General features: G+C 69.3%; 19 protein-coding genes. 7 read left to right on the forward strand and 12 right to left on the reverse strand.

Annotated elements, in window-relative coordinates:
• Positions 1-8 precede the first annotated feature (8 nt).
• The 4 genes from OIE13_RS25290 to OIE13_RS25305 all read right to left on the reverse strand — a co-directional run bounded on the left by OIE13_RS25290 (position 9) and on the right by OIE13_RS25305 (position 3,868).
• Positions 9-1,193, reverse strand: coding sequence for a hydroxylase (locus OIE13_RS25290; protein WP_326635874.1), 1,185 nt, complete (start codon positions 1,191-1,193; stop codon positions 9-11).
• A gap of 398 nt (positions 1,194-1,591) precedes the next feature.
• Complete coding sequence (locus tag OIE13_RS25295) at positions 1,592-2,203, reverse strand: TetR family transcriptional regulator (RefSeq protein WP_326635873.1); 612 nt, start codon at positions 2,201-2,203, stop codon at positions 1,592-1,594.
• 170 nt (positions 2,204-2,373) lie between these two features.
• Entirely contained in the window at positions 2,374-2,586 is a 213-nt protein-coding gene (locus tag OIE13_RS25300; RefSeq protein ID WP_326635872.1) for a hypothetical protein, read from the reverse strand.
• 115 nt (positions 2,587-2,701) lie between these two features.
• Entirely contained in the window at positions 2,702-3,868 is a 1,167-nt protein-coding gene (locus OIE13_RS25305; protein ID WP_326635871.1) for a Rieske 2Fe-2S domain-containing protein, read from the reverse strand.
• 316 nt (positions 3,869-4,184) lie between these two features.
• On the opposite strand from OIE13_RS25305, the gene OIE13_RS25310 reads away from it, so the two are divergent.
• Positions 4,185-5,639, forward strand: a complete 1,455-nt coding sequence (locus OIE13_RS25310; RefSeq protein WP_326828829.1) for an MFS transporter — start codon at positions 4,185-4,187, stop codon at positions 5,637-5,639.
• A gap of 161 nt (positions 5,640-5,800) precedes the next feature.
• On the opposite strand, the gene OIE13_RS25315 is transcribed toward OIE13_RS25310, so the two are convergent.
• Positions 5,801-7,300 carry an MFS transporter gene (locus tag OIE13_RS25315; protein WP_326635868.1) on the reverse strand — a complete coding sequence of 500 codons (1,500 nt, stop codon included), beginning with the start codon at positions 7,298-7,300 and terminating at the stop codon, positions 5,801-5,803.
• Positions 7,301-7,883: 583 nt separating this feature from the next.
• Between OIE13_RS25315 and OIE13_RS25320 the strand changes: the two genes are divergently transcribed.
• Genes OIE13_RS25320 through OIE13_RS25330 form a run of 3 tightly spaced genes read left to right on the forward strand, consistent with a single transcriptional unit; the run spans position 7,884 to position 10,019 of the window.
• The gene (locus OIE13_RS25320) at positions 7,884-8,126 is read left to right on the forward strand and encodes a hypothetical protein (RefSeq protein WP_326828830.1); all 243 of its coding nucleotides are present in this window, start codon (positions 7,884-7,886) and stop codon (positions 8,124-8,126) included.
• Positions 8,107-9,651: an FAD-dependent oxidoreductase gene (locus tag OIE13_RS25325; RefSeq protein WP_326828831.1), complete on the forward strand. Its 1,545-nt coding sequence runs from the start codon at positions 8,107-8,109 to the stop codon at positions 9,649-9,651. The genes OIE13_RS25320 and OIE13_RS25325 overlap by 20 nt, the downstream gene beginning before the upstream one ends.
• Positions 9,648-10,019: a nuclear transport factor 2 family protein gene (locus tag OIE13_RS25330; protein ID WP_326635863.1), complete on the forward strand. Its 372-nt coding sequence runs from the start codon at positions 9,648-9,650 to the stop codon at positions 10,017-10,019. Before OIE13_RS25325 ends, OIE13_RS25330 begins: the two co-directional genes overlap by 4 nt.
• A gap of 183 nt (positions 10,020-10,202) precedes the next feature.
• Here the strand turns inward: OIE13_RS25330 and hsaA are convergent, their stop codons facing one another.
• The 4 genes from hsaA to OIE13_RS25350 form a co-directional block, all read right to left on the reverse strand.
• A complete protein-coding gene (gene hsaA, locus OIE13_RS25335; protein ID WP_326635862.1) occupies positions 10,203-11,438 on the reverse strand; it encodes a 3-hydroxy-9,10-secoandrosta-1,3,5(10)-triene-9,17-dione monooxygenase oxygenase subunit in 1,236 nt (411 codons plus the stop codon).
• A 245-nt stretch (positions 11,439-11,683) separates the two neighbouring features.
• Entirely contained in the window at positions 11,684-12,718 is a 1,035-nt protein-coding gene (locus OIE13_RS25340; RefSeq protein WP_326635861.1) for a ferredoxin--NADP reductase, read from the reverse strand.
• Positions 12,715-14,403: an FAD-binding protein gene (locus OIE13_RS25345; RefSeq protein WP_326635860.1), complete on the reverse strand. Its 1,689-nt coding sequence runs from the start codon at positions 14,401-14,403 to the stop codon at positions 12,715-12,717. Before OIE13_RS25345 ends, OIE13_RS25340 begins: the two co-directional genes overlap by 4 nt.
• Positions 14,400-15,269: an alpha/beta fold hydrolase gene (locus OIE13_RS25350; protein ID WP_326635859.1), complete on the reverse strand. Its 870-nt coding sequence runs from the start codon at positions 15,267-15,269 to the stop codon at positions 14,400-14,402. The genes OIE13_RS25345 and OIE13_RS25350 overlap by 4 nt, the downstream gene beginning before the upstream one ends.
• 250 nt (positions 15,270-15,519) lie before the next feature.
• Between OIE13_RS25350 and OIE13_RS25355 the strand changes: the two genes are divergently transcribed.
• Complete coding sequence (locus OIE13_RS25355) at positions 15,520-16,125, forward strand: flavin reductase family protein (protein ID WP_326828832.1); 606 nt, start codon at positions 15,520-15,522, stop codon at positions 16,123-16,125.
• 16 nt (positions 16,126-16,141) lie between these two features.
• On the opposite strand, the gene OIE13_RS25360 is transcribed toward OIE13_RS25355, so the two are convergent.
• Complete coding sequence (locus OIE13_RS25360) at positions 16,142-17,032, reverse strand: IclR family transcriptional regulator (RefSeq protein ID WP_326635857.1); 891 nt, start codon at positions 17,030-17,032, stop codon at positions 16,142-16,144.
• A gap of 579 nt (positions 17,033-17,611) precedes the next feature.
• Here OIE13_RS25360 and OIE13_RS25365 point away from each other — a divergent pair.
• A complete protein-coding gene (locus OIE13_RS25365; RefSeq protein WP_326635856.1) occupies positions 17,612-18,808 on the forward strand; it encodes a pentapeptide repeat-containing protein in 1,197 nt (398 codons plus the stop codon).
• Positions 18,809-19,648: 840 nt separating this feature from the next.
• Here OIE13_RS25365 and OIE13_RS25370 read toward each other — a convergent pair.
• Both OIE13_RS25370 and OIE13_RS25375 read right to left on the reverse strand, forming a co-directional pair.
• Positions 19,649-20,551: a hypothetical protein gene (locus OIE13_RS25370; protein WP_326635855.1), complete on the reverse strand. Its 903-nt coding sequence runs from the start codon at positions 20,549-20,551 to the stop codon at positions 19,649-19,651.
• Between the two features lie 55 nt (positions 20,552-20,606).
• Positions 20,607-21,008: an ATP-binding protein gene (locus tag OIE13_RS25375; RefSeq protein WP_326635854.1), complete on the reverse strand. Its 402-nt coding sequence runs from the start codon at positions 21,006-21,008 to the stop codon at positions 20,607-20,609.
• A gap of 211 nt (positions 21,009-21,219) precedes the next feature.
• On the opposite strand from OIE13_RS25375, the gene OIE13_RS25380 reads away from it, so the two are divergent.
• Positions 21,220-22,083 (forward strand): helix-turn-helix domain-containing protein, encoded by an 864-nt coding sequence (locus tag OIE13_RS25380; RefSeq protein WP_326635853.1) that lies wholly within the window; start codon positions 21,220-21,222, stop codon positions 22,081-22,083.
• The last annotated feature ends 1 nt before the right edge of the window (position 22,084 follow it).

Genomic DNA, 22,084 nt, shown 5'->3' on the forward strand with positions numbered 1-22,084 from the left:
AGCGGGGATCAGATCAGCGCGCGCAGCGCGCCCTGCGGCTCGACACCCATCTGGGTCAGTGCCGTCGCCTGGTAGGCGTTGCCGGGAATGTGGATGGCGTGCTGCAACCCGACGTGCGCGTCGCGCCAGAACCGCTGCATCGGGTTGTTGCGGCGCACCGCGTTGCCGCCGGACCGCGCGAAGATCTCATCGACCGCCGACACCGCCCGCCACGCGCAGCGAACCTGGTTGCGCCGGACCACGGCCCGATCCGCGAAAGTGATCGGCTTTCCGGAGTCGGCGAGGTCGTAGAGCCGGCTGATGCCGTCGAGCAGTTGCAGCCGCGAGGACTGGATGTCGGACGCGGCCTCGGAGATCGCGTACAGCGTGTGCGGGTCTTCCTTCACCTTTGCGCCGGAGGCCGTCACCCGGTCCCGCTGGTAGTCCAGGTGCGTGGCGAGCACGCCCTCGCAGATGCCGATCACCGCGGCGGTGATGCCCAGGGGGAACATCGACCAGAACGGCAGCCTGTACACCGTCTCGGTCCGGCCGGCCCGCTCGGCCGCGACCTCGCCCTCGGCGACCTCCGCGGCGTCGATCGTCCGGTAGGCGGGGATGAACGCGCCGTCGACGATGATGTCCTTGCTGCCGGTCCCGCGCAGTCCGATGACGTCCCAGGAGTCCTCGACGATCGTGTAGTCGGAGCGGGGCAGCACCACGTGCATTCCCTTCATCGGCTGCGCCGGCTTGCCCTCGGCGTCTCCGAGCAGCGCGCCGAGGAAGATCCAGTCGCAGTGGTCGGTGCCCGAGGAGAACTGCCAGTGGCCCTTGAGGATGTACCCGCCGTCGGTCGGCGTCGCCACCCCGCTGGGCATGTACGGCGAAGCGATCCACGTGTTCGGATCGGAGCCCCACACCTCCTCCTGCAGCCGGCGGTCGCACAACGCCATCTCCCACGGGTGCACTCCACCGACCCCGCACACCCAGCCCGTTGAGCCGCACGCCTTCGCCACCGCCATCACCGCCTCGGCGAAGTCCCGGGGGTGCGCCGCGTATCCCCCGAAGTCGGTCGGCTGCAGCAGCCGCATCACTCCGGTCTCGCGGATCAGCTTCACACTCTCATCGGACAGCTTGCCCAGGCGCTCGGTCTCGTCCGCGGCCGCGGCCAGCTGACCGGCGATCTCCTCTACTCGGGAAACAACTTCATGCGCCATCAAGGCACCTCCGGACTGAATCTGAGAGAGTCGCAATCCGCCGTTTCTGCGGCGGCTCGCTGACGCTAAGTCGCCCTCGACCACCGAGTCCACGGCACATCCCGCTGGCCGGGACTGGACAACGGGGTACGGCGGGCAGGTCCGTCATCCTCTTCGGGGGAGACTCCGGCGGGCACCGCGCCGCGTCGGGAAAAGACGCGGCCGACGACCGGGGACCGGCGGTGGCATGGGGGCGACGGCAACGGTCGCGAGGTTCCGGTCACCGGGACTCGCGGGGTGACCTGGGGCGGGTTCCCAACGCGGTGACAGGCGAAGGGAACCGGCCCGGTCACCGGGACTCGCGGGGGTGACCGAAGGCGGGTTCCCAACGCGATGACAGGCGAAGGGAACCGGCCCGGTCACCGATCGTCGGAGTACGGCGCGAGGAGCAGCCGCGCGGCCAGCCGGATGTCGGCATCCGCCCTCGGCAGGGTCGTCTGGCCCCCGAGGGTCGAGATCAGCGCACCCCACCAGCAGTGCGTGAGCAGCCGCACCACGCTCAGATCCTGCCTGTTCGGCTCCTCTGCCCCGATGATGCGCAGCAGAATGCGGCCGAGCTCGGACTTCGTCGGTTCGACCTCGTCCATCGTTGCCGTTACATATACGGCGCTGGTGCCCTGGAACATCGCGGCGGCCAGCATCGGCCGCACCAGCAGATGGCGGCTCAGCCCCACCAGGAAGTCGGTGACCTGGTCGACGAGGTCCTCGCCCTCGCCGGGCCGCCTGCTTTCGCCGAAGGCTTTGATCTCCGCCCAGAAGACCGCGGCGAACAGCGCGTTCTTGGAAGGGAAGTAGCGGTACAGGGTCGCGATCGCCACGCCGGCGTCCTTGGCGACCTCGTGCATCTGCACCACGTCGACTCTCTTGCGGGCGCCGAGCTCGGCCGCGGCGTCCAGAATGCGCTTGTACCGGGCGATCTGGCTCTCCGAGGTCGGCGACGCCGGAGCCCGCGCTTCGGCGATTCTCGCCACGAATTCCCCTTGTCTTGCCTGTCTACTCCCGAGCGAACCGTGTGTGAGTACCGATCTCAGGATATCGGCCCCCCAACGGACATGGGCTCCACCGCGTCATCGGAGTGGAGCCCATGTCTTCAGCGCCCCTTGTACCGAGTGGTCGGCGGGGGGCGGTCTCGCCGGCCGTCTCAGAGGTCAGGAACCGGGATGGCCCCGAGGCGGACGGAGTTCTCGATGCTGTCGCGCAGTCGCGTGCAGGTCGGGACGACACCCCGGTCGGTATCCCGGCTCAACTCGACACACTGATCGGTCTCTGTGGTCCACTGGACGAGCGTGTGCGCCAGGCTGTGCTTCTTGACCAGGACGCACGAGCCGCAGCTGCTGCAGGACACGGGGCGCACGGAATATCTCCTCGGTTGCGATCACTAACGTTCCTGACGGTGGTGGCGCGTCGTCGCGAAGCGCCACCGCCGGTCCGTCCCGGCCGATCGGCCGGGACGGGCTAAGCCGGACGGGCTAAGCCGGGGCCGGGGCCGAGGTGACGATCCGACCGTTGGCGATGTTGTCGTCGACCTCTTTCTGCCAGAACTGGTTGGCCCGCTCGGTGTCGATCTCGAACTCGAACCGCTGGGTCATCTCCGGGGCGACGTCATCGACGTCGACGTAGAACTGGTCGTACCAGCGGCGCAGCTGGTAGACCGGGCCGTCCTCCTCACACAGCAGCGGATTGTCGATCTTGGCCTTGTTCCTCCAGATCTCCACGTCCTGCATGAAGCCCGTCTCCACGCCCGCCGCGAAGCCCGCCGCCATCGCCTGCGCCGCGTCGTCGGAGACGCCCTGGGGCTTCTTGACCATCGCGCCCCACTGGAGCACGAAGCTGGTCGGCGACACCGGGTAGTGGCAGTTGATCAGGACGGACTCGATCGTCTGCCCCGCCACGGTGTGCCACAGGTAGTCGATCATGTACGACGGGCCGTAGTACGCCGCCTCCGAACGCCCGTCGGTCCTGTCACCGGAGTAGTTCGTACCGATCTGGATATCCGGACGGGGCCGGCTGTTCATGTACTGCGCGGCGACGTGCCCTTCGAAGACGTTCTTGAAGTACGTCGGGAAGGCGAAGTGGATGTAGAAGAAATGGGCCATGTCGACCACGTTGTCGACGATCTCACGGCAGTTGGAGCCCTCGATCTTGATCCGGTTCCACGTCCAGGAGGTCCACTCCGATGTGTTCACACCGGCGATCTCCGGGATCGTCACCTCCGGCGGGGGCGGGTTGCCCTGCGGGTCGTGCCAGACGTACAGCTGCGCGTTGCGCTCCAGGGCCAGCCATGTCCTGGTGCGTGCCCTCGGCGGCACCCGGCGGGCGTACGGAATGCTGGTGCACCGGCCGTTGCCCGCCCAGCGCCAGTCGTGGAAGGGACAGGCGAGCGAGTCGCCCTTGACCTCCCCCTGGCTGAGGTCGCCGCCCATGTGCGGGCAGTAGGCGTTGAGGACGTTCAGCGTGCCGGTGCTGTCGGCGAACACCACCAGCTTGGTGCCGAATGCCTCGATCTTGTGCGGTTTGCCGTCCCTGAACTCGTTCGCCAGGCCCAGGCAGTGCCAGCCCCGGGCATAACGCGCCGGAGGTGGGGCCGCCTCGATCACTCGAATCTCGTCATCACCGGCGGTCTGTATCGACGTCATGAAGTCTCCCTTGCCGTCCAATGCGCCCGGGCCGAATCGCCCTGCCCGCGGGATCCTCATCATGCGAAGCCGACGGTGTGCGACACCTCCCCTTTCCCACTGACCGGGACCTCGTCTCGCAAGTCACGGCAACGCGTTCCGCGAAACACCGGTCTCCGGTCTCCGGTCTCCCGTCGAGATCGAGCAGTTCGAAAGCCCGTCCCGCTCGCCGGGAGGACGAGTTGTGGGGCACCTCGGGCATCGACACCGTGGGGTCGACCGATTCGGGCGAAGGAAATCGTCCGATCCGGGCGAACGAAGGAGACCGAAGGCCGATATGACCACTCACCAGATCTTGTCCGGACCCGGAAGCGGGGATTCGACACGCGCTCCGGATCCGGCCCCCACCGTGGTGAAGCACCCGTTGCGGGTGGTCCTCGTCGTCGCCTTCGCGACCCTGGTGACCACGCTCAACCAGACGCTGGTCGTCCCGGTGCTGCCCGAACTGCCCGGCCGCCTGGGGGTGACGCCCTCCATCGCCACCTGGCTGGTCACCGCGACGGTCATCGCCGGCGCGGTGTCGCACCCGGTGCTGGGCAGGCTGGGCGACCAGTTCGGGATGCGCAGGATGATGATCGTGGCGCTCGGCGCCATGATCCTCGGGTCCCTGATGTGCGTGATGAGCGACAACATCGGCGTCCTCATCGCCGGGCGGGCGCTCCAGGGGATCTCCAGTGCGACGATCCCGCTCGGGATGAGCCTGGTGGGGGTGGTCCTGGAGCCAAAGCGCCGCGCCTCCGCCATCGCCTCCGTCAGCGCGATGATGGGGGCCGGCGGCGCGCTCGGGCTGCCGACCGCCGGGCTGGTCTCCCGGCTGTGGGGCTTCCACGGGCTGTTCGCCGTCTCGGCGGTCGCGGGTGCGATCGCGGTGGCCGCCCTGCTGCTGGCGGTCCCGGCGCCGCCCCGGCGCGAGCACACGCAGCGGGTCGACCTCTTCGGCGCGGTACTGCTCACCTGCTTCATCGTCACCCTGCTGGTCGGGCTCGACCGCGGCGGCGAGTGGGGGTGGACGAACGCGCTGACCATCGCGTCCTTCCTCGCGGCGCTGGTGTCCGGGTGCCTGCTGACCCTGGTGGAGCTTCGCCGCCATGCTCCGCTCATCGACCTCAGGGTGGCGGTGAGCCGCTCCTCCGCCACGATCAACGGAGGGTCGATCCTGATTGGTTTCGCGCTGTTCACGAACTTCCTCGGGATCGTCGGACGCCTCCAGGCGCCGGTGTCGACCGGTTACGGGCACGGGCTGTCGGTGCTGATGACCGGTCTGTGCCTGCTGCCCGGGGGGCTGCTGTCGGCGGTTGTGGCTCCGCTGTCGGCCAGGCTGAGCGCGATCGTCACCCCACGGGTGACGATCGCGCTGGGCTGTGCGATCTCCACCGCCGGGTTCGCGGCCCAGATCCCACTGGGACACGGATCGCTGTGGGTGCTCGTCTGCGTGATCGCCGTCGTCTCGGTCGGCAACTCCATGGTCCTGGCGAACCTGCCCGCACTGATCCTTCAGGTCACGCCGGAGGCGAACATCGGTGTCGCGAACGGGCTCAACTCGCTGGCCCGCGCCGTCGGCATGTCGGTGAGCAGCGCGGTGTTCGGCATCGTCACGACGATTCCCGCCGGTGTCGCGTTCGTACCGCGCGGCTCCTACGACGCGTTCACCGCCGCCGGCGCTGCCGCGGCGCTGGTCGCCCTCGTCCTGTTCCTCCTGCAGCGCCCCCGCCGCAGCGCCACGGCCCGGTGAGAAGCCGGTGAGAAGAAAGCAGCCGCTCCACCGATCCGAAGATCGGTGGAGCGGCTGTCCCTGGTCCACCGGGCGGTCGGCGTCCGTTGTCCGGACCCGCCGCCCCTGGCCGGGCGGTCAGCGCCCGATGGCCGGACCCGCCGCCCTGGTCCGCCGGGCGGTCAGCGCCTGCTGTCCGGACCCGCCGCCACGGTGACCGCAGGCGGATCGAGCAGCGAATCCGGGTCCTGGCTGATCATCGCATCCTGCTTGGGGATCCGCAGGACCGTTGAGGCGAGGAGCAGCCCGAGGGTCACCAGGCCTACCAGGAACACTCCGCCCGCGTTGATGGCGCCCTCGGGGTACCGGATGGCACCGTCCGGGGTGCGCATCGCGAGCTCCCCCATGATGACGAACAGGATGACCGGCGCGGTGCTGGCGAAACCGCTGTAGCTCACCTGCACCATCCCGGCGATGGAGCCCTGCTTGTCGGCCGGGGAGCCGGCGATGACCAGGCCGGGGACCGAGCCATAGGCCAGGCCCGTTCCGGCGCCCACCAGCAGGGCGGCGATGAGGACCTGCACGTAGCTGCCGTGGTTGAAACCGAGCTGGATACCGCCCACCAGCAGGAGCAGCAGGCCGATCCTCATCATGGTCGCGCCGCCCACACGGCTGAGCAGCTTGCCGACGACGACGCCCATGACCACCATGGCCACCGACTGGGGTGCGGTGATCATCGCGTACTCCGACGCGGTCATCCCCAAGCCGTAACCGAGCCCGGCGGCGCCCGGCGTCATGCCGATCATTGGAAGCATCGAACCGGTGATGGCGGTCGACCCGTACGCGGTGGCGGCCGTCACCGCGGCGAGCACGATCGGCCGGCGGGTGAAGATCCGCAGGTCGACGATCGGCTGGGCGAAGTTCAACGACCGCTTGACGAACCCGAACAGAAGCAGCAGGCCGACCGCGAACGCGCCCAGCGTGGCGACCGAGCCCCAGCCCCACTTGCTTCCGGAGCTGATCCCCAGGAGCAGGATGCCCAGGCCGAAGCCCAGCATGCCGGCGCCCAGGAAGTCGACCTTCGAGGGGACGCGGAGCCGCGTCTCCGGGGTGGTGATCAGCAGCAGCGGCGTGAGGATGATCATCCACAGCACGTCGAAGGCGAACAGGCCGCGGAAGCCCCAGTTGTCGAGCAGCCAGCCGATGAGGAACGGCACGCCGATGGAGAAGACCCCGATGCCGGTCATCGCGATCGCACTGGCCAGCGGCAGGATCCGCCGAGGGTACACATCGCGCATCAGCGAGTAGCTCAGGAACATCGTGGGCAGCACGGCGCCCTGCAGCATCCGACCCGCGATGAGCACGCCGAAGGTCGGCGCGACAGCCGCGACGACCGAGCCGACCGTGCTCGCCATCAGACAGACGATCATCATCCGCCGCTTACCGTGGATGTCGGCCAGCTTCCCCACCAGCGGGCAGAGGACGGCCCCGGCGAGGATGAAGCCGGTGAGGAGCCAGCCTCCCTGGTCCGTCTTGAAGTGGGTGGTGATCGCCGGCAGCGCGGTCGTCACAAGGCTGTACCCCAGCGCGGTCCCCTCCATGATCATGACCATCGTCAGCATGGAGAGGGCGAGCCGCGGGGTCCACCCGCCCTTCTCCGCCGTCGTATCTGTCGTACTCATCGTCAGGCCTCCAGAAAAACGTGATATTTCAATGAATCTCGGCGTGGCCGCGGACCCCGGCGTCTTCGTGGCGCAGGTCCCGGCGGGGGGATGCTGTTCCTCCTTGGCACCACGCGGACACCACGGTGTCACGCACGTTTTCCGGTCGATAACGGACCGCAGGTTCCCCCACGACGGGGGTGCGGTCATCCCGGCCCGGCGGGGAACCGCCGGGGCTCGGGGAGATCAAGGGCGGCGCGGAGCACGACCGGCCCGCCTGGCTTCAGGTCGTGCACTGGCGCAGACGCTAAGTGCCCGGTGACGTAGATCACGTCGGGCATCCCAATGAGCGGGACCCGGCGGTGAGAAGGCGGTGACACACATCTCATCCGCACTGCGACGTCCGTACCCGGCGGCCGGTCGGAACCGATGATCGGCAGGTCGTTCACGCCGCCGGCCGGCCCCTCACCCCGGTCTTGCCCCGCGCGTCCTGCTGAGCGGGATCGGCCCGGGAGCGCGGCGAGACCGTTGATTACGGTCCGGTTACCCGGAAGGCCACGCCCCCGGGTTCCTGCGGGCCAATGCGGACGGAAGTGATGATTCGGTGAGCTCCACCTGTAGCCGGGCGAAGGACGGTGGGTTCCACATCGCCGACACCCTCGCCTTCGGACAGGTCAAGGACGGTGGGTTCCACATCGCCGACACCCTCGCCTTCGGACAGGTCAAGGACGGTGGGTTCCACATCGCCGACACCCTCGCCTTCGGACAGGTCGCCGGCCGCACGGCCGCCGCACCGCCCGCCAACACGAGCGATCTGGAGGAGATCAGTGCCAGTTCAGTGGGATGAGACGGCCGACGTCGTCGTCGTGGGATCCGGAGGCGCCGCGCTGACGGCGGCCTACACAGCGGCGGCGGGCGGATTGCGCACCCTGGTGCTGGAGAAGACCGAGTACTTCGGCGGCACCAGCGCCTACTCCGGGTCGGGCCTGTGGCTGCCCGGCAACCACATCCTGCGCCAGGCGGGCGTCGAGGACAGCGTGGAGCGGGGGCTGGAGTACTTCCGGGCCGTCGTCGGCGACCGCACACCGGCCGCACTGCAGAAGGCCTACGTCTCGACGGCGCCCGAGCTGGTGGAGTTCCTGGACCGCGACCCGGTGCTGGAGTTCGAGTACCTGCCGTTCCCGGACTACTTCGCGGCTCCGGGACGCGCCCCCGGCGGCCGGGGAATCCGCCCCAAGCCGCTGCCGGCGCACCTGCTGGGCGCCCGGCTCGGTCAGGTGCGCCCGCCGATCTCGATCGACCAGTTCGGCGTGCCATACGACCGGGAGACGCTGACCGGCGGTCAGGCCCTCATCGGCAGGCTGCTGCTCGCCCTGGACGGCACCGGGAACGCCACGTCGCGGACCGAAACGCGGATGCGCTCGCTGGTGGTCGAGGACGGCCGGGTCGTCGGCCTTGAGGCCGAGCATGAGGGCCGCACACTGATGATCCGCGCCGAGCTCGGCGTGATCGTGGCCGCCGGCGGGTTCGAGCGCAACGCGGAGTTGCGGCGCGAGCTACAGGACCTGCCCGGCGCGGACTGGTCGTCGGCGGCGCCCGGGTCGAACACCGGGGACGCGCTCGCCGCGCTCCAGGCGGTGGGCGCCGCGACGGACCTGACCGACGAGGCGTGGTGGTGCCCGGCCGTGCTGTTCCCCAACGGCCACGCCGCCTTCACCCTCGGCCTGCGCGGAGGCGTCTTCGTGAACGCCGCGGGCGAGCGGTTCGCCAACGAGTCGCTGCCGTACGACCGGATGGGCCACGAGATCCGCGCGGGGCACGCCACCGGTGTGTCGCACCTGCCGGTGTGGTGGATCTTCGACGGGCGCTTCGCCAACGTGCCGGGGATGTCCCAGCCCGCGCCCGATCCCGAGGCGTTCCAGGCTGCCGGCCTGTGGCGCACCGCCGACACACTCACCGCTCTCGCCGAGCGGATCGGCGTGCCCGCCGACGTGCTGGGCAAGACCGTCACCCGGTTCAACGGGTTCGCCGCCTCCGGCGTGGACAGCGACTTCCACCGGGGCGAGGACCCCTACGACCGGTTCTTCGCGACCGGTGACGGCCCGAACCCCGCCCTCGTCCCGATCGAGCGGGCCCCGTTCCACGCGGTGCAGGTCGTGCTCGGCGACCTCGGCACCAAGGGCGGCGCGCGGGTCGGGGAGGACGGGCAGGTGCTCGGCGAGGACGGAAACGCGATCCCCGGCCTGTACGCCATCGGCAACTCGGCCGCCTCGGTGGCCGGGCATGTCTACCCGGGCCCCGGGGTCCCGCTCGGCTCCGGCATGGTCTTCGGCTACCGCGCCGCCACCCGAATCCGGACGGCGGACCGATGAGCGCCGAGAAGATCAACGATGCCGTCGTCCGTTACCTGGACGCGGTGGCGAACGGGACCGCGGACGACTTGGCGGCCTGCTACGCGGAGGACGGGACGCTGGAGGACCCGGTGGGCAGCGAGCCGCGCCGGGGCCGCGCCGCGATCCGCGAGTTCTACTCGGCGCTCGAAGGCGCGCGCCGGAGCACGGAGTTGCTGACCGTCCGCGTCGCCGGCGACAGCGCCGCCTTCCACTTCCGGGTACGGAGCGAGCGGGGTGACCGGGCGTTCGAGATCGAGCCGATCGACGTGATGACCTTCGACGAAGAGCAGCGGATCACCAGCATGCGGGCGTTCTGGAGCGGCGACGACATGCGGGAGGCACAGTGAACCCTCGGTGCGCGGCCGGCCGGGCCGTCGTCCTCCGCCGCAGGGCGGACCGCCCGGCCGCATAGGCCGAAACCGTTCATGCCACAGGCCCGGCGCATCGCGCGCCGGGCCTGTGGCCGTTCCACCCGCCCGTCCTGGTCCCACCGGGATGCCCGCCGGGATGCCCGGCGGGACCGGGTGGCATCAGACCAGGTTGTCCTCGACGGTCAGGCCGAACTCGCCCTTGCCGTACATCCCCAGGGCGCGCTCAGCGTCGTTGGCGACGTGCACGCTGCCCGCGTGCGCGTCCCGCCAGGCCCGCTCGATGGGGTTGCCTCGGCCGAGCGAGTTCCCTCCGGCGGTCTTGAAGAGACTGTCGATCGCCTCCACCGCCCGCTCGGTGGCACGGACCTGGTCCCTGCGGACGCGCAGCCGCAACTCCATCGGAATTCGTTCGCCCCGGACGGCGTACTCGTACACCCGGCGCACGTTGTGGTCCGTCTGCAGCACCGCCGCGTCGATCTCCGAAGCGGCCCGGGCCACCGCGACCTGGGCGAACTGGTCCTCGGCGAACCGGCCGCCGCCCAGGCTCAGCCGTACCCGGTCGCGCATCGCGGTGACGTAGGCCCGGTAGCAACCGGCCGCCATGCCGACGACGGGAGCGGTGATCGCGTTGGTGAAGACGGTCGCGAACGGCATCCGGTAGAGCGGGCCGGTATTCACCTTCTGGCCGGGACCGCGCAGTTGTGCCTGCTCGTAGTTGCGCATGGCGCGGTGCTCGGGCACGAACACCCGCTTCACGATGATGTCGTTGCTGGCCGTGCCGCGCAGTCCGATGACGTCCCAGACATCCTCGGTCACGTAGTCGGTACGGGGGACGAGGAGGGTCATGAAGTCCACCGGCCTGCCCTGCTTCCCCACCACCAGGCCCCCGACCAGTGCCCACGACGCGTGGTCGCAACCGGAGGAGAAGCGCCACCGGCCGGAGAGCTCGTATCCGCCCTCGACCGGAGTGAGCCGCCCCACGGGAGCGTACGACGAGGACACGAGCGCGTCCGGGTCCTCCCCCCAGACCTCGTCCTGCGCTGCCTCGTCGAACAGGGCGAGCTGCCACGGGTGGACGCCGAGCACGGAAACCAGCCAGCCTGTGGATCCGCAGACCGCGGAGATCTCCCGGACGACCTCGAAGAACTTCACGGGGTCGCTCTCGGCGCCGCCGTACCTCCTGGGCTGCAGCATCCGGAAGACCCCCGTCCGGATGAGCTCCCGTATCGTCTCCTCGGGCACCCGCCGATTCACGTCGGCTGCGCCTGCCCGCTCCCCGATCGTCGGCAGCAGTGCGCGGACCGCGTCCAGGACCTCGTCGCCCGGGGGAGACATAGGAGAGTCGCGTTCGCCCGGCCCGTGCCGTTCACGCCGGTGCGCCGTACCGATTTTCACCTTACCTCCAGCATTCGGTCCTCCCGAGTTCGTGTCCCGCGTCGTGCTCGGGCAGTGCGGGCGGTTGAGAGATGGGGATGGTCAACGGTGCTGCGGGGTTTCCGTGACGGCTCTCCCAGCGGTGCCCGTCTCCCCCTCGGCGAAAGGGTTCCGGGCCCGGACGAGGTTCACTCGTCGTAGGTGATCCTGAGGTTCACTCGTCGTAGGTGATCCTGAGGTTCACTCGTCGTAGGTGATCCTGAGGTTCACTCGTCGTAGGTGATCCTGAGGTGCTCGCTGAGCGGGGTCGCCTGGCAGGAAAGGATCAGCCCGTCGGCGAGGTCCTGCGCGTCGAGGACCGTGTTGCGCTCCAGCGCGACCTCGCCCTCCAGCAGCACGCAGGCGCAGGCGCTGCAGGACCCCTCACGGCACGAGTACGGCGCCTCCATGCCGGCCGCCAGTAGCACGTCGAGGAGCTTGTTGCCCTTCGGCCAGGTCAACGTCCTCTTCTCACCGTCCAGCTCGATCTCGAGCGTGCTGCCGGGGCCCGAGGAGTCGACCGCGACACCGGGCCCGGCGAAGGGGTCGGTGGCCAGCGACTCGAAACGTTCGACGTTGACCCGCCGCCTCGGGACACCCAGGTCGGCGAGGACCTTCACGGCGAGGTCCATGAACGGGCCCGGGCCGCAGATGAACGCCTCCCGGTCGGTGTACGGCCGGGTCAGCGCGGCCAGGCTGCTCGCGCTGGGCAGGCCCTGCACCGACTCCAGCCAGTGGACGACGGTCAGCCTCTCGCCGTACTCGGCGGTCAGCGCCACCAGTTCGTCACGGAAGATCACCGAGTTCTCGTCGCGGTTGGCGTACAGGAGGGAGACGGCGCCGGTGCCCCCGCGCAGGCACGATTTGAGGATCGACATGACCGGTGTGATGCCGCTGCCGCCGGCGAGCAGCAGCAGGTCCTCGTCGAGCGAGACGGGGACGAACGTGCCCGCCGGCCGCAGCACCTCCAGCACGTCCCCCTCGATGACGTCATCGCAGATCCAGTTCGACCCGTAGCCGCCCCGGGTGCGCTTCACCGTCACCTTGAGCTTCTCGTCGCACACCGGTGAGCTGCTCAGGGAGTAGCAGCGCGCCGCACCCTCGGGGCGGGTGGTGGGCACCCGGATGGTGAGGAACTGGCCTGGCCGGTAGCCGAACCGGGTGTGGTCTCCGTCGGCGGGCTCCAGCACCAGCGAGTGCGCGTCGGAGGTCTCCCGGATGACCTCGACGACCCGCGCCTTCAGTGGTCCCGGCTGGGTCATGCTCCCCACTCCTCCCTGATCGCGGAAACGGTCTGGTGGGATCGACCCGCCGCGTGCCGGGCGGCGATGTACCCGAAGACGATCGAGGGGCCGATCGTAGCGCCGGGACCCGCGTACTCGTTGCCCATGACCGATGCGGAGGTGTTCCCGGTGGCGTACAGCCCTTCGATCACCGAGCCGTCGGATCGCAGCACCCGGCTGTGCTCGTCGCAGACCAGCCCGCCCTTGGTGCCGAGGTCGCCGGCCTCGACACGAAAGGCATAGTACGGCGCCTTGTCGATCACGTCGAGGTTCGGATTCCTCAGCGTGGGATCGCCGTAGTAGCGGTCGTAGGCGCTGTCGCCCCGGCCGAAGTCCTCGTCCTTGCCGGCCCTGGCGAACCGGTTGAAACGCTCGACGGTCTCGGCCAGCGCGCCGGCGGGCATGCCGACCTTTACCGCCAGCTCGGCGAGCGTGTCGGCGCGGAACGCCACACCCCGCTCGTAGAACGCCTCCGGTATCGGCATCCCGGGAAGGATCTGCGCGAACGGGTACCGCGTCCGGGCCTTGGCGTCCATCACGAACCACACGGGCACGTGCCCGCCGGCCAACTGGTCGTGCACGAAGTTGACGTATGGGGCGGACTCGTTGGTGAACCGCCGCCCCTGCTGCGACACGATGACCGACGGCGGGATGCACCGCTCGGACACCAGCGGGATGGTCGCCCCCGCCGGGTGCCGTACGGCCGGCATCCACCAGGCGTCGTCCATCAGGTCGAGGGCCGCGCCGAGCCGCTCGCCCGCCAGGATGCCGTCGCCGGTGTTCTCCGTGGCCCCCATGCCGAAGTCGGTTCGGCCGCCGGCGGGCAGGTACTTGTCGCGCATTTCCTGGTTGTGGTCGAAACCACCGGTCGCCAGCAGCACCCCGCGCCTGCCGCGGATCCGGACGGTCTTCCCGTCGCGCCGAACGACGACGCCGGTGACGGCGCCGCTTTCGTCGGTGACGAGTTCGGTCATCGGCGTCCGCAGCCACAGCGGGATCCGCGCGTCCTTCAGCGCCATCCGCAGCCGGGCGACGAGCGCGCGCCCGCCGGTGGACATGTGGCGGCGGCGGAACAGGTTCGACCAGACCCGCCAGGCGGCGACGATCGACGCCCGGCGGCCGCTCCAGGTGCGCTTGACCATGGCCAGGTCGTGGTAGTCCTTGCTGGTGACCCAGAGCCCCAGCGGGCCCTTCATGCCGTTGGGACGCTGGTACTTCTCGTCCTCGCCGAGCGCGCGGGTGTCGAACGGGATCGGCTCGATCGACCGGCCCAGCGGCCTGCCGCCTTCGAACTCGGGGTGGTAGTCGGCGTAACCCCTGGTCCAGAAGAACCGGATCCACTTGCTCCTGCCGAGCAGTTCCATCGCGGCCGGACCGTTGTCCACGAACGCGTCGAGCCTGGCCGCGGGGACCCGGCGCTCGGTCAGCAGATCGAGGTAGCGGCGGATGGACTCGCGGCTGTCGTCGTGCCCCTCGGCCCGCAGGGTGGGATTGTTGGGGATCCAGATGCCGCCACCGGAAATCCCGGTGCTGCCGCCGAACGCCGCACCCTTCTCGACCACCACCGCGGACAGGCCGCTGTCGTGCGCGGTCAGCGCCGCCGTCATGCCGCCGCCGCCGCTGCCCACGATGACCAGGTCGAACTCGTGGTCCCACCCACTCACCGCTCGTCCTTCCTGGTCAGGAAGGCCAGCACGGCGCTCTCCCAGGCGGCTTTCTGCTCGATCATCACCCAGTGACCGCAGTCGGGGAAGATGTGCACCTCGACGTCGGGGATGGACCGCATCGGCAGGATCGCCATGTCAAGCGGGCTGACCCGGTCGTCGCGGCCCCAGGTGATCAGTGTCTTGGCCTTGACCTTGTGCAGCATCGCCCAGTACGGCGGGGCGTCCGAGGCCGCCGCGGCCGCGGCACGGGCGGCGAACGCCGCCTTGCCGTACATCTGGCGGGCGCCGGCCAGGGTGGCCGGTTCGGTGGCCAGCGCCCAGCGCTCCTCGATCAGTTCCTCGGTGACCAGGGACCGGTCGTAGACCATGGAGTCCAGCCACTGAACGAGCCGCTCCCGGGTGGGCTCCTCGGTGAAATCCATGAGCAGCTTGATGCCCTCACCGGGGCCCGGGCTGAACAGGTTCCTGCCGATGCCGCCGATGGTGACCAACCGGCGCACCCGGTCGGGATGGGCCATCGCCACCTGGGCACCGATGGCTCCGCCCATGGAGTTGCCGATCACGTCGGCCTGATGGAGCCCGAGCCCGTCAAGGAAGCGGATCACCGCGGTCTGCGCCCCCACCATGGGATGCTCGCCGGTGGAATCGCTCACCCCGAAACCGGGGAACTCCAGGATCAGGCAGCGGAAGTGCTCCGCCAGGACCGCGAGGTTGCCTCGGAAGTTCCGCCAGCCGGTGACTCCGGGCCCCGAGCCGTGCAGGAGCAGCAGCGGCGGGCCCTCGCCGGCTTCGTGGTAGCGCAGTACACCCTGGTCGGTCGCAAGTTCCCGCGCCGTCGACTCATAGGTCAGCTCGGTAAGCATTCATCCGTCCTGTTCATCGCGGAGTATCGGCTTCGGGGAAGGTAGCCCGCGAGGGCCGGCGAGCGGGTCGCCTCTCCCGATGAGTGAGACCCGGCCCACCTCCGCCCGGGATCGGCCGGGACACCGGGTCGCGCCCCGAGCCCCTTCCGCTCAGCGGGATCCAGCCCTGGTGAAGCCCACCGGAGGTCCGTAACTTCGTTGCCCGAGGCCGCCGACGGGGCGGCGCCCGACGTCACCCGAGGTGAACCGCATGACAGCCGAGACCTCCGAGCCCTCACTAGCTCCGGACTTCACCGGGGTGACACCACCCGATCCCGCGGAAATGCGGCAGGCGATGGGCATGTTCGCGAGCGGCGTGACGGTCATCACCGGCATCGACGGCGGAGAGCCGGTGGGATTCGCGTGCCAGGCGTTCGCGTCGGTGTCCCTCGAACCGCCGCTGATCCTTTTCTGCGCCGACCACAACAGCCGCACCTGGCCGAGGATCAGGAGGTCCGGGAGGTTCAGCGTGAACGTGCTGGGCGAAGGGCAGTCCGACCTCTGCGGCCGGTTCGGCTCCAGCAAGGGCAGGAAGTACGACGGGCTCGACTGGGAGCTGTCCCGGTGGGGCACTCCGGCGCTGCGCGACGTGCTCCTGCGCGTCCACGCCGAGGTCGCCGACGTGCACGTCGCCGGGGATCACGATGTGGTGATCGGCCGGGTACTGGAGGTGGAGCGGGACGTCGAGCGGCGTCCCATGGTGTTCTTCCGCGGGCGGTTCGGCATCGACCATGAGACGGACACCGAACAGGCCCTGTTCGCTCCCGGTCTGTGGGGCTGGGCGGATCAGTGGGACTGGAATCGGGCCCGGGAATGACGCCGGGCCGCGCGAATCACAGCCAGCCGTCGTTCCCGCCCATGGTGAGCAATCGGTTCATGGTCTCCGTCGACCAGTTGCGGTCCGGCATCCGAGCGGCTTGACGGGATCGCCCCCGCTGGCTGTCCAGGTCGGGGAAGAGGGCGAGTGAGGCCTGCCGTGCCGCGTCGACCACCAGCGGGGCGACGTTCTCCAGCGGCGTGCGGGTGTCGCCGACGAGAGAGATGCTCGCCACCGGGCCCTCGTGGCCTCGGATCGCCGCGGCGGCACACGAGATGCTGGGGACGTTCTCGCCCCGTTCGAAGGCCAGCCCCTGCCGCTGCCGGATGCGGTTCAACTCCTGGTGCAGGGTGCCGATGTCGCCGATGGTGCGGCTGGTGAGCCGGCTGACCTTGCCTCCGACCAGTTCCTCGACCCGCTCGGGCTCCAGCCAGGCGAGGATCGCCTTGCCCAGCGCGGTGGAGTGCGCCGGGGCACGGCCGCCGACTCGGGAGGGCACGGACAGGGCGAACCGCCCGCCGGCCTTGTCCAGGTAGAAGATCTCCGAGCCGTCCAGGACCGCCAGGTGGACGACCATCCTGGTTCTCATCTGCAGGTCGTGCAGCAGCGGCGCGGCGGCCTCTCGGATCTCGCCGTGGCTGCCGTCGCCTCCGCCGATTCCGAGTGCCCGCTTGCCCAGGCTGTAGCCGAAGGACGAGTGCTCCAGCCAGTTCAGTCGTACGAGCTGGTCAAGGATGCGATGCGCCGTCGAGCGCGGCAGGTGAGTGCACCGAGCCACGTCCTCCAGGGTGAGATGGGTGAAACGGCCGTCGAACGCGTCGATGATCAGCGTCATTCGCTCGACCATCGAGGGCGGGAGCTCTCGCCGCGCGGACGCGGCCTGGCCAAGCTCAGAGAGAGCGGTCATCACATCTCCCCAAAACTGAAATAAATTCTTGTTTTGGAATGTAGCAACGGGACGAGCAACAGGGAAGAGAGGGAGAAAGATCGCCGAATAATACTTTTTGTTCGGTTCTTCCTGCGGGATGTCCGGTTCGTCCCGTGGGGCACGGGAGCCCGCCCCCCTCCACGCCGGGAAGACTTCCGCGAGGAGCGCCGGGGTACGAGAAGCCGCTCACCACACTGCGGAGGAGCGCGGCGGCGCGCCGAATCAGATTCATGCCATATGTAACATGTGGCCAATAAGTGCGTCAACGGACACAACCCCGCCATACTCCCGCAACAAGCCTGTGTAAGCCCGCCCCTCGCCTGACCGCCTCTCAGCAGCGTGTTCAGCTGAGACGGACCCCCGGAGCGCCCCATCGAGGACTCGCCGTCGCTGACGAACGACGGCCGCCCGAAGCGGTGGATCGTGGTCCGGCCGCCGGGTGGTGAGACCGGCATGCTGCTCGCCCGCGAGCACCTGGTAGTAAAGGTGCAAGTGATTGTTTAGCGTGATGCAATGATCTGCTGACACGATCGGGGCCGGTTTGAAGGAGGCTCCCCCTTGCGTCGTTCCATCCCCCTGGCTCTCGTTGTCGCGATCTTCGCGCTGTCGGGGACGGTCATCTCCCCCGCCCAGGCCACGGCCGGGCCGTGCAAGCCCGGCCAGGGTGCCAACCTGCGCGGCAGGGACTTCACCAGGGGCGCCCGGCTCCCCGACGACCTGCGCTGCGCCGACCTGACCAAGGCCAAGCTGAACGGCGTGGAGCTCATCCAGAAGGACCTCACCGGAGCGATCCTGCGCGGCGCCTCGCTCAAGCAGGCCAACCTCACCCAGGCCACGCTGAAGTACGCCGACCTGCGGGGCGCCAACCTCACCGAGGCCGACCTGGGCCAGATGCACGCCGACCACGCCGACCTGCGAAACGCGATCCTGGTCGACGCCGAGGCCGGTCAGGCGGAGTTCCCGCACGCGAACCTGACCGGGGCGAAGCTGACCAGGGCCGAGCTGACCCAGGTCAACTTCACCGGCGCCAAGCTCATCGACGCCGACCTCGACGAGAGCACCCCCGGCCAGCTCAAGGCCCGCAAGGCCGACTTCACCCGGGCCAAGCTCCGCGAGGCCAGGCTGAGCCAGTCGAACCTGCGCAACGCGACGTTCAAGTACGCCGACGTGAGCGAGGCCCAGTTCACCCAGGCCGAACTGAACGGCGCCGACTTCACCGGCGCGCTGGTCCAGGGCGCGTCCTTCACCCAGGCCGACGACGTCGACCTCACCGGTTCCCGGGGCACCCCCACGGGTCTCACCATCTCGGTGCCGACCTCGGTGCCCGGCTCCGACGCCCCCGAGATCGAGAAGACGGACACCTCGCAGGCCGAACCCGCGCGAGGCGGCGGCTTGTCCGTGGGCCTGGTCATGGTCGTGCTCAGCGCGGTGGGCCTGGCCCTGACCGTGGTGGCCTGGGGTGTCAGCACCCAGCAGCGTACCCGGCGCAACGCCCGGTTCGCCGTGGCGCGGCGGGGTGCCGAGGACGACATCACCCGGCTGGGCGAGGAGATCGACCAGCTCGACTACGAGTTCCAGGTCAGCGGGCGCGGCGGCATAACCGCCGACCACGACTGGCGGCACGCGCTCGACGCCTACGAGGCCGCCAAGCAGGCCCTGTCGGTCGCCCGCCGCTCCGAGGAACTGCACTTCGTGGCCCGCGCCGTCCAGGACGGCAGAGCCGCCCTGGACCGCCTCCGCTCCCGCGTCCGCTGACGCCCATCAGCGGAACTCGGCTCGGCAGATCCACCACGCAACCTTCGGCAGATCCACCACGTATCCCTCGGCAGATCCACCGGTCGCGTCCGCGCAGGTGGTGTACGAGTGTTTGAGATCGGTACCTGCGTCGCGCCTGGCTGATCGCCATTGAAAAGCGCGGCGTAGTCCGTGGGGAAAAGCGCGGCGAGGGTGGTGGAGTGGTTGGGGGCCGCTCACCGGTGTCGCATCGTGCGGGGTGGTGGCGGGCGTTGGGCGGGTGTGGGTGACCGGGGGCGGGCCGGTGGAGCTCCGGGAGGGGGCAAAGCGGGTCATGGCGGGCGTGGAGGCGGGGCCGTGGTGGTGACGATCGGGGATTTTCCATGATCTGGGTGAGTTGGCACGCTGGGGGCGTGCGGATTCACCCAGATCAAGGAAGGCGCCACTGCCACCCCTCGGGTGGGCCGCTTTTCGTGGTGGAAGGCCCGATTCGTCCCCGCGCCCGGCCGAGGGCGACCCGTGACCGGACGCCCCGCGGACCTTCGTACCCCGCACGGCGAGAGCCCCGCACGAGGCGGCGGCGAGCAGCGGCGAGGAGCGGCCCCGAATCCTGCCGCACCGCGGCGGACCCGTACCGATGGGCGGTCTTGGGCCACTCCACTGCCCTCGCTGCGCTTTTGATCTTCGACCCCGCACGACGCGACACCGACGAGCGGCCCTGAACCACTCCACCACCCTCGCCGCGCTTTCACCACGGACAACGCCGCGCTTTTCCACCGTGACCGGCTTACCGGATTCGGATGCTCGTACACCACATCCGTGGACGCGACCACGGGGGACAGATCTTATCGACCGGCTCGATTACGAGTTCCAGATCAGCGGGTGCGGCGGCGTACCAGAGCGGGCAGCCAGGGCGCGATGCCGATAAGGACCAGCAGCGAGAGCAGTGGCATCCGCCACCACCACGAGATGCTCGCCGGTGGCGGGGGCGGCGTGGGCGTCCCCCATGGAGGTGCCTCTGGCCACCTCGGCCGGCTCGCCGGTGTCGGGGTCGACCCGGTGCGGGAGCAGCCTGGTGCGCGGGTCGAGCCGTCGGCGCGCCTCCCGCAGCCAGCGTTCGGCGGTCCCGGCGAACCGGGCCGGCAGCAGCGTGTCGTGCAGCCGCAGCGACGCGATCGCCACGGTCGAGTCGACCGGCCACGCCTGACCGGGATAGGCGGTCAGGTAGGGCGACGCCGAGGCGTCGAACGCCGCGCCGAGCGCGGCGGAGTCGTCGGCGAAGCGGCGCAGCTCGCCCGGATCGCGTTGCCCGGCCGGTTGCAGGCTCAGCACCTGCCCGCGCAGCCAGTTGCTCCAGCCTCGGTAGAAGACACCGTACGAGGGGGTGAGGTCCGGGCTGAACGGGTCGCGGCCGGACGGCGAGTCCAGCCGCTCCAATGCCCACCGTGCCTCCCGCAGCGCCGACGCCCGCTCGCCGGCCGGTTCGCGTATCCCGATCTCGGCCCAGCTCAGGCCGTACAGCGCGTGCAGGAAGAAGTACCCCTCCGGAAACAGCCGCTGCGCCTCGTCACCGGCCCCGCCGTCCAGCGCGGCGCGCAGGAACGTCAACTGCCGCCTGACCCCGGCCGGTTCCTCGGTCGTCCCCGCGGTGGCGGGCGCGACCAGCCGCACCGCCCCCACCAGCGCGCAGACGCCGATCACGACGGCGACCAGCCGACGCGCCCAGCGCAGCACCCGGCGCGTTGTTGATCGCGGCTTGGACATCCGCCGATCTTAGTCCGGCACGCAGAGGCGACGGGAGGCTCCTCGTCCTCGTCCGCTAGCACCTCTCTTGGGCACCCCACTTGAGCTCCGCCCACACAGTGCGGCCTTCCTCGTCGCCCTCGGTGCCCATGTACGTGCTTAACGCAGCGACAATGGCCAATCCCCGCCCGCCTTCGAGCATCTCCCCCCGGACGGGAGAAGGAAGAGCCGGCACCGTAGGCCCTCCGGCGTCCGTTACGGCGATCCGGACGGAATCACCCACCAGCCGGAGCTCGACCGTGAACACGTCGCCACGCGACTTGGTGTGGACTACCGCGTTCGAAGCCAGCTCGGCAAGGCAGGCGATCGCGTCATCCAGGACGGGGCATTCGGCCAGGAGTGCTCCAACAAGTTTGCGGACATCGTGGAGCTGGGCCGGATCACCGGGAAAAGATCTACGCCACGTTACGCCGATCATGATGGGGCCTCCTCGGCACAAGGAGCGCGGTTAACGCACGCCAACGTTCTCATGTCGTTCACAACCTCTCGAACACGGAGAGTAATGAATTGAACACGATGAACTATGGCATGCGCTCTGCAAACCTGCACAGCGGAATCGTGAACTCCTCCCATATGCGTGACAGAGGTGTAACCTTCGACCACTGTCCGTGTATGAGGAAGGAACGGCTGTGAACGCCAAGCGCGGCGTAACCCTGCGATCCCAGTGGCTGGGCAAGCAGCTCCGTGAACTACGGGAGGCGGCCAACCTCACCCTCAAAGAAACCGGCGAGTTCCTTCAACGCGACGGCTCCACGGTCAGCCGCTTCGAAGCCGGTCTGTACCCTGCCCGGACACCGGATGTCATCGCGCTGCTCGACCTGTACGGCGTCACAGGGGAACAACGGCGAGAAGGGCTCATCCGGCTGAGCCGCGACGTCTGGCAGAGCGGCTGGTGGGACAACTACTCCGAGGACCTGTCCCTGAACATCGTCGACTACGCCTGGCTGGAGTCACGCGCTCAGAGGATCAGGTCGTTCGACGCATTCGTCATCCCAGGGCTGCTCCAGACCAGGGAATACATGAACGCCATGATCCGAGCCGAGGAACCCACGGCAGATCCGGAGCAGGTCGACCGCTGGATCAGGTTCCGGCAGACCCGCCAGCAGGTCTTGACCGTGGAGAACGCGCCAAACCTCATCGCGGTTCTCGACGAGGCCACGCTGCGCCGCAGGGTAGGCGGGTCCGAAATCATGTGTGATCAGCTCGCTCAGCTCGTCGCCTCCGCGAACCAGACGAACATCGAGATCCGGGTATTGCCCCTGACCGCGGGCGCTCACGCCAGCCCTGACGGGGCCTTTCGAATCTTCGAACTCCCTGGCCCCTACCCCGCAGTCGCCTATGTCCCGAGCCCCGCTGGTGCGATATACGTAGAAGCCGGAGCCGCCGACAGGCTTACGTCTAAGTTCGACCGCATTTGCAATGATTCGCTCAGCCCAAAGAGGTCCATCGAGCTGATCACAGCGATCGCGGAAAAGTTCCATCAGCCCGCATGAA

Source organism: Streptosporangium sp. NBC_01810 (genome assembly GCF_035917355.1).
In the GTDB taxonomy this organism is placed as follows: Bacteria; Actinomycetota; Actinomycetes; order Streptosporangiales; family Streptosporangiaceae; genus Streptosporangium.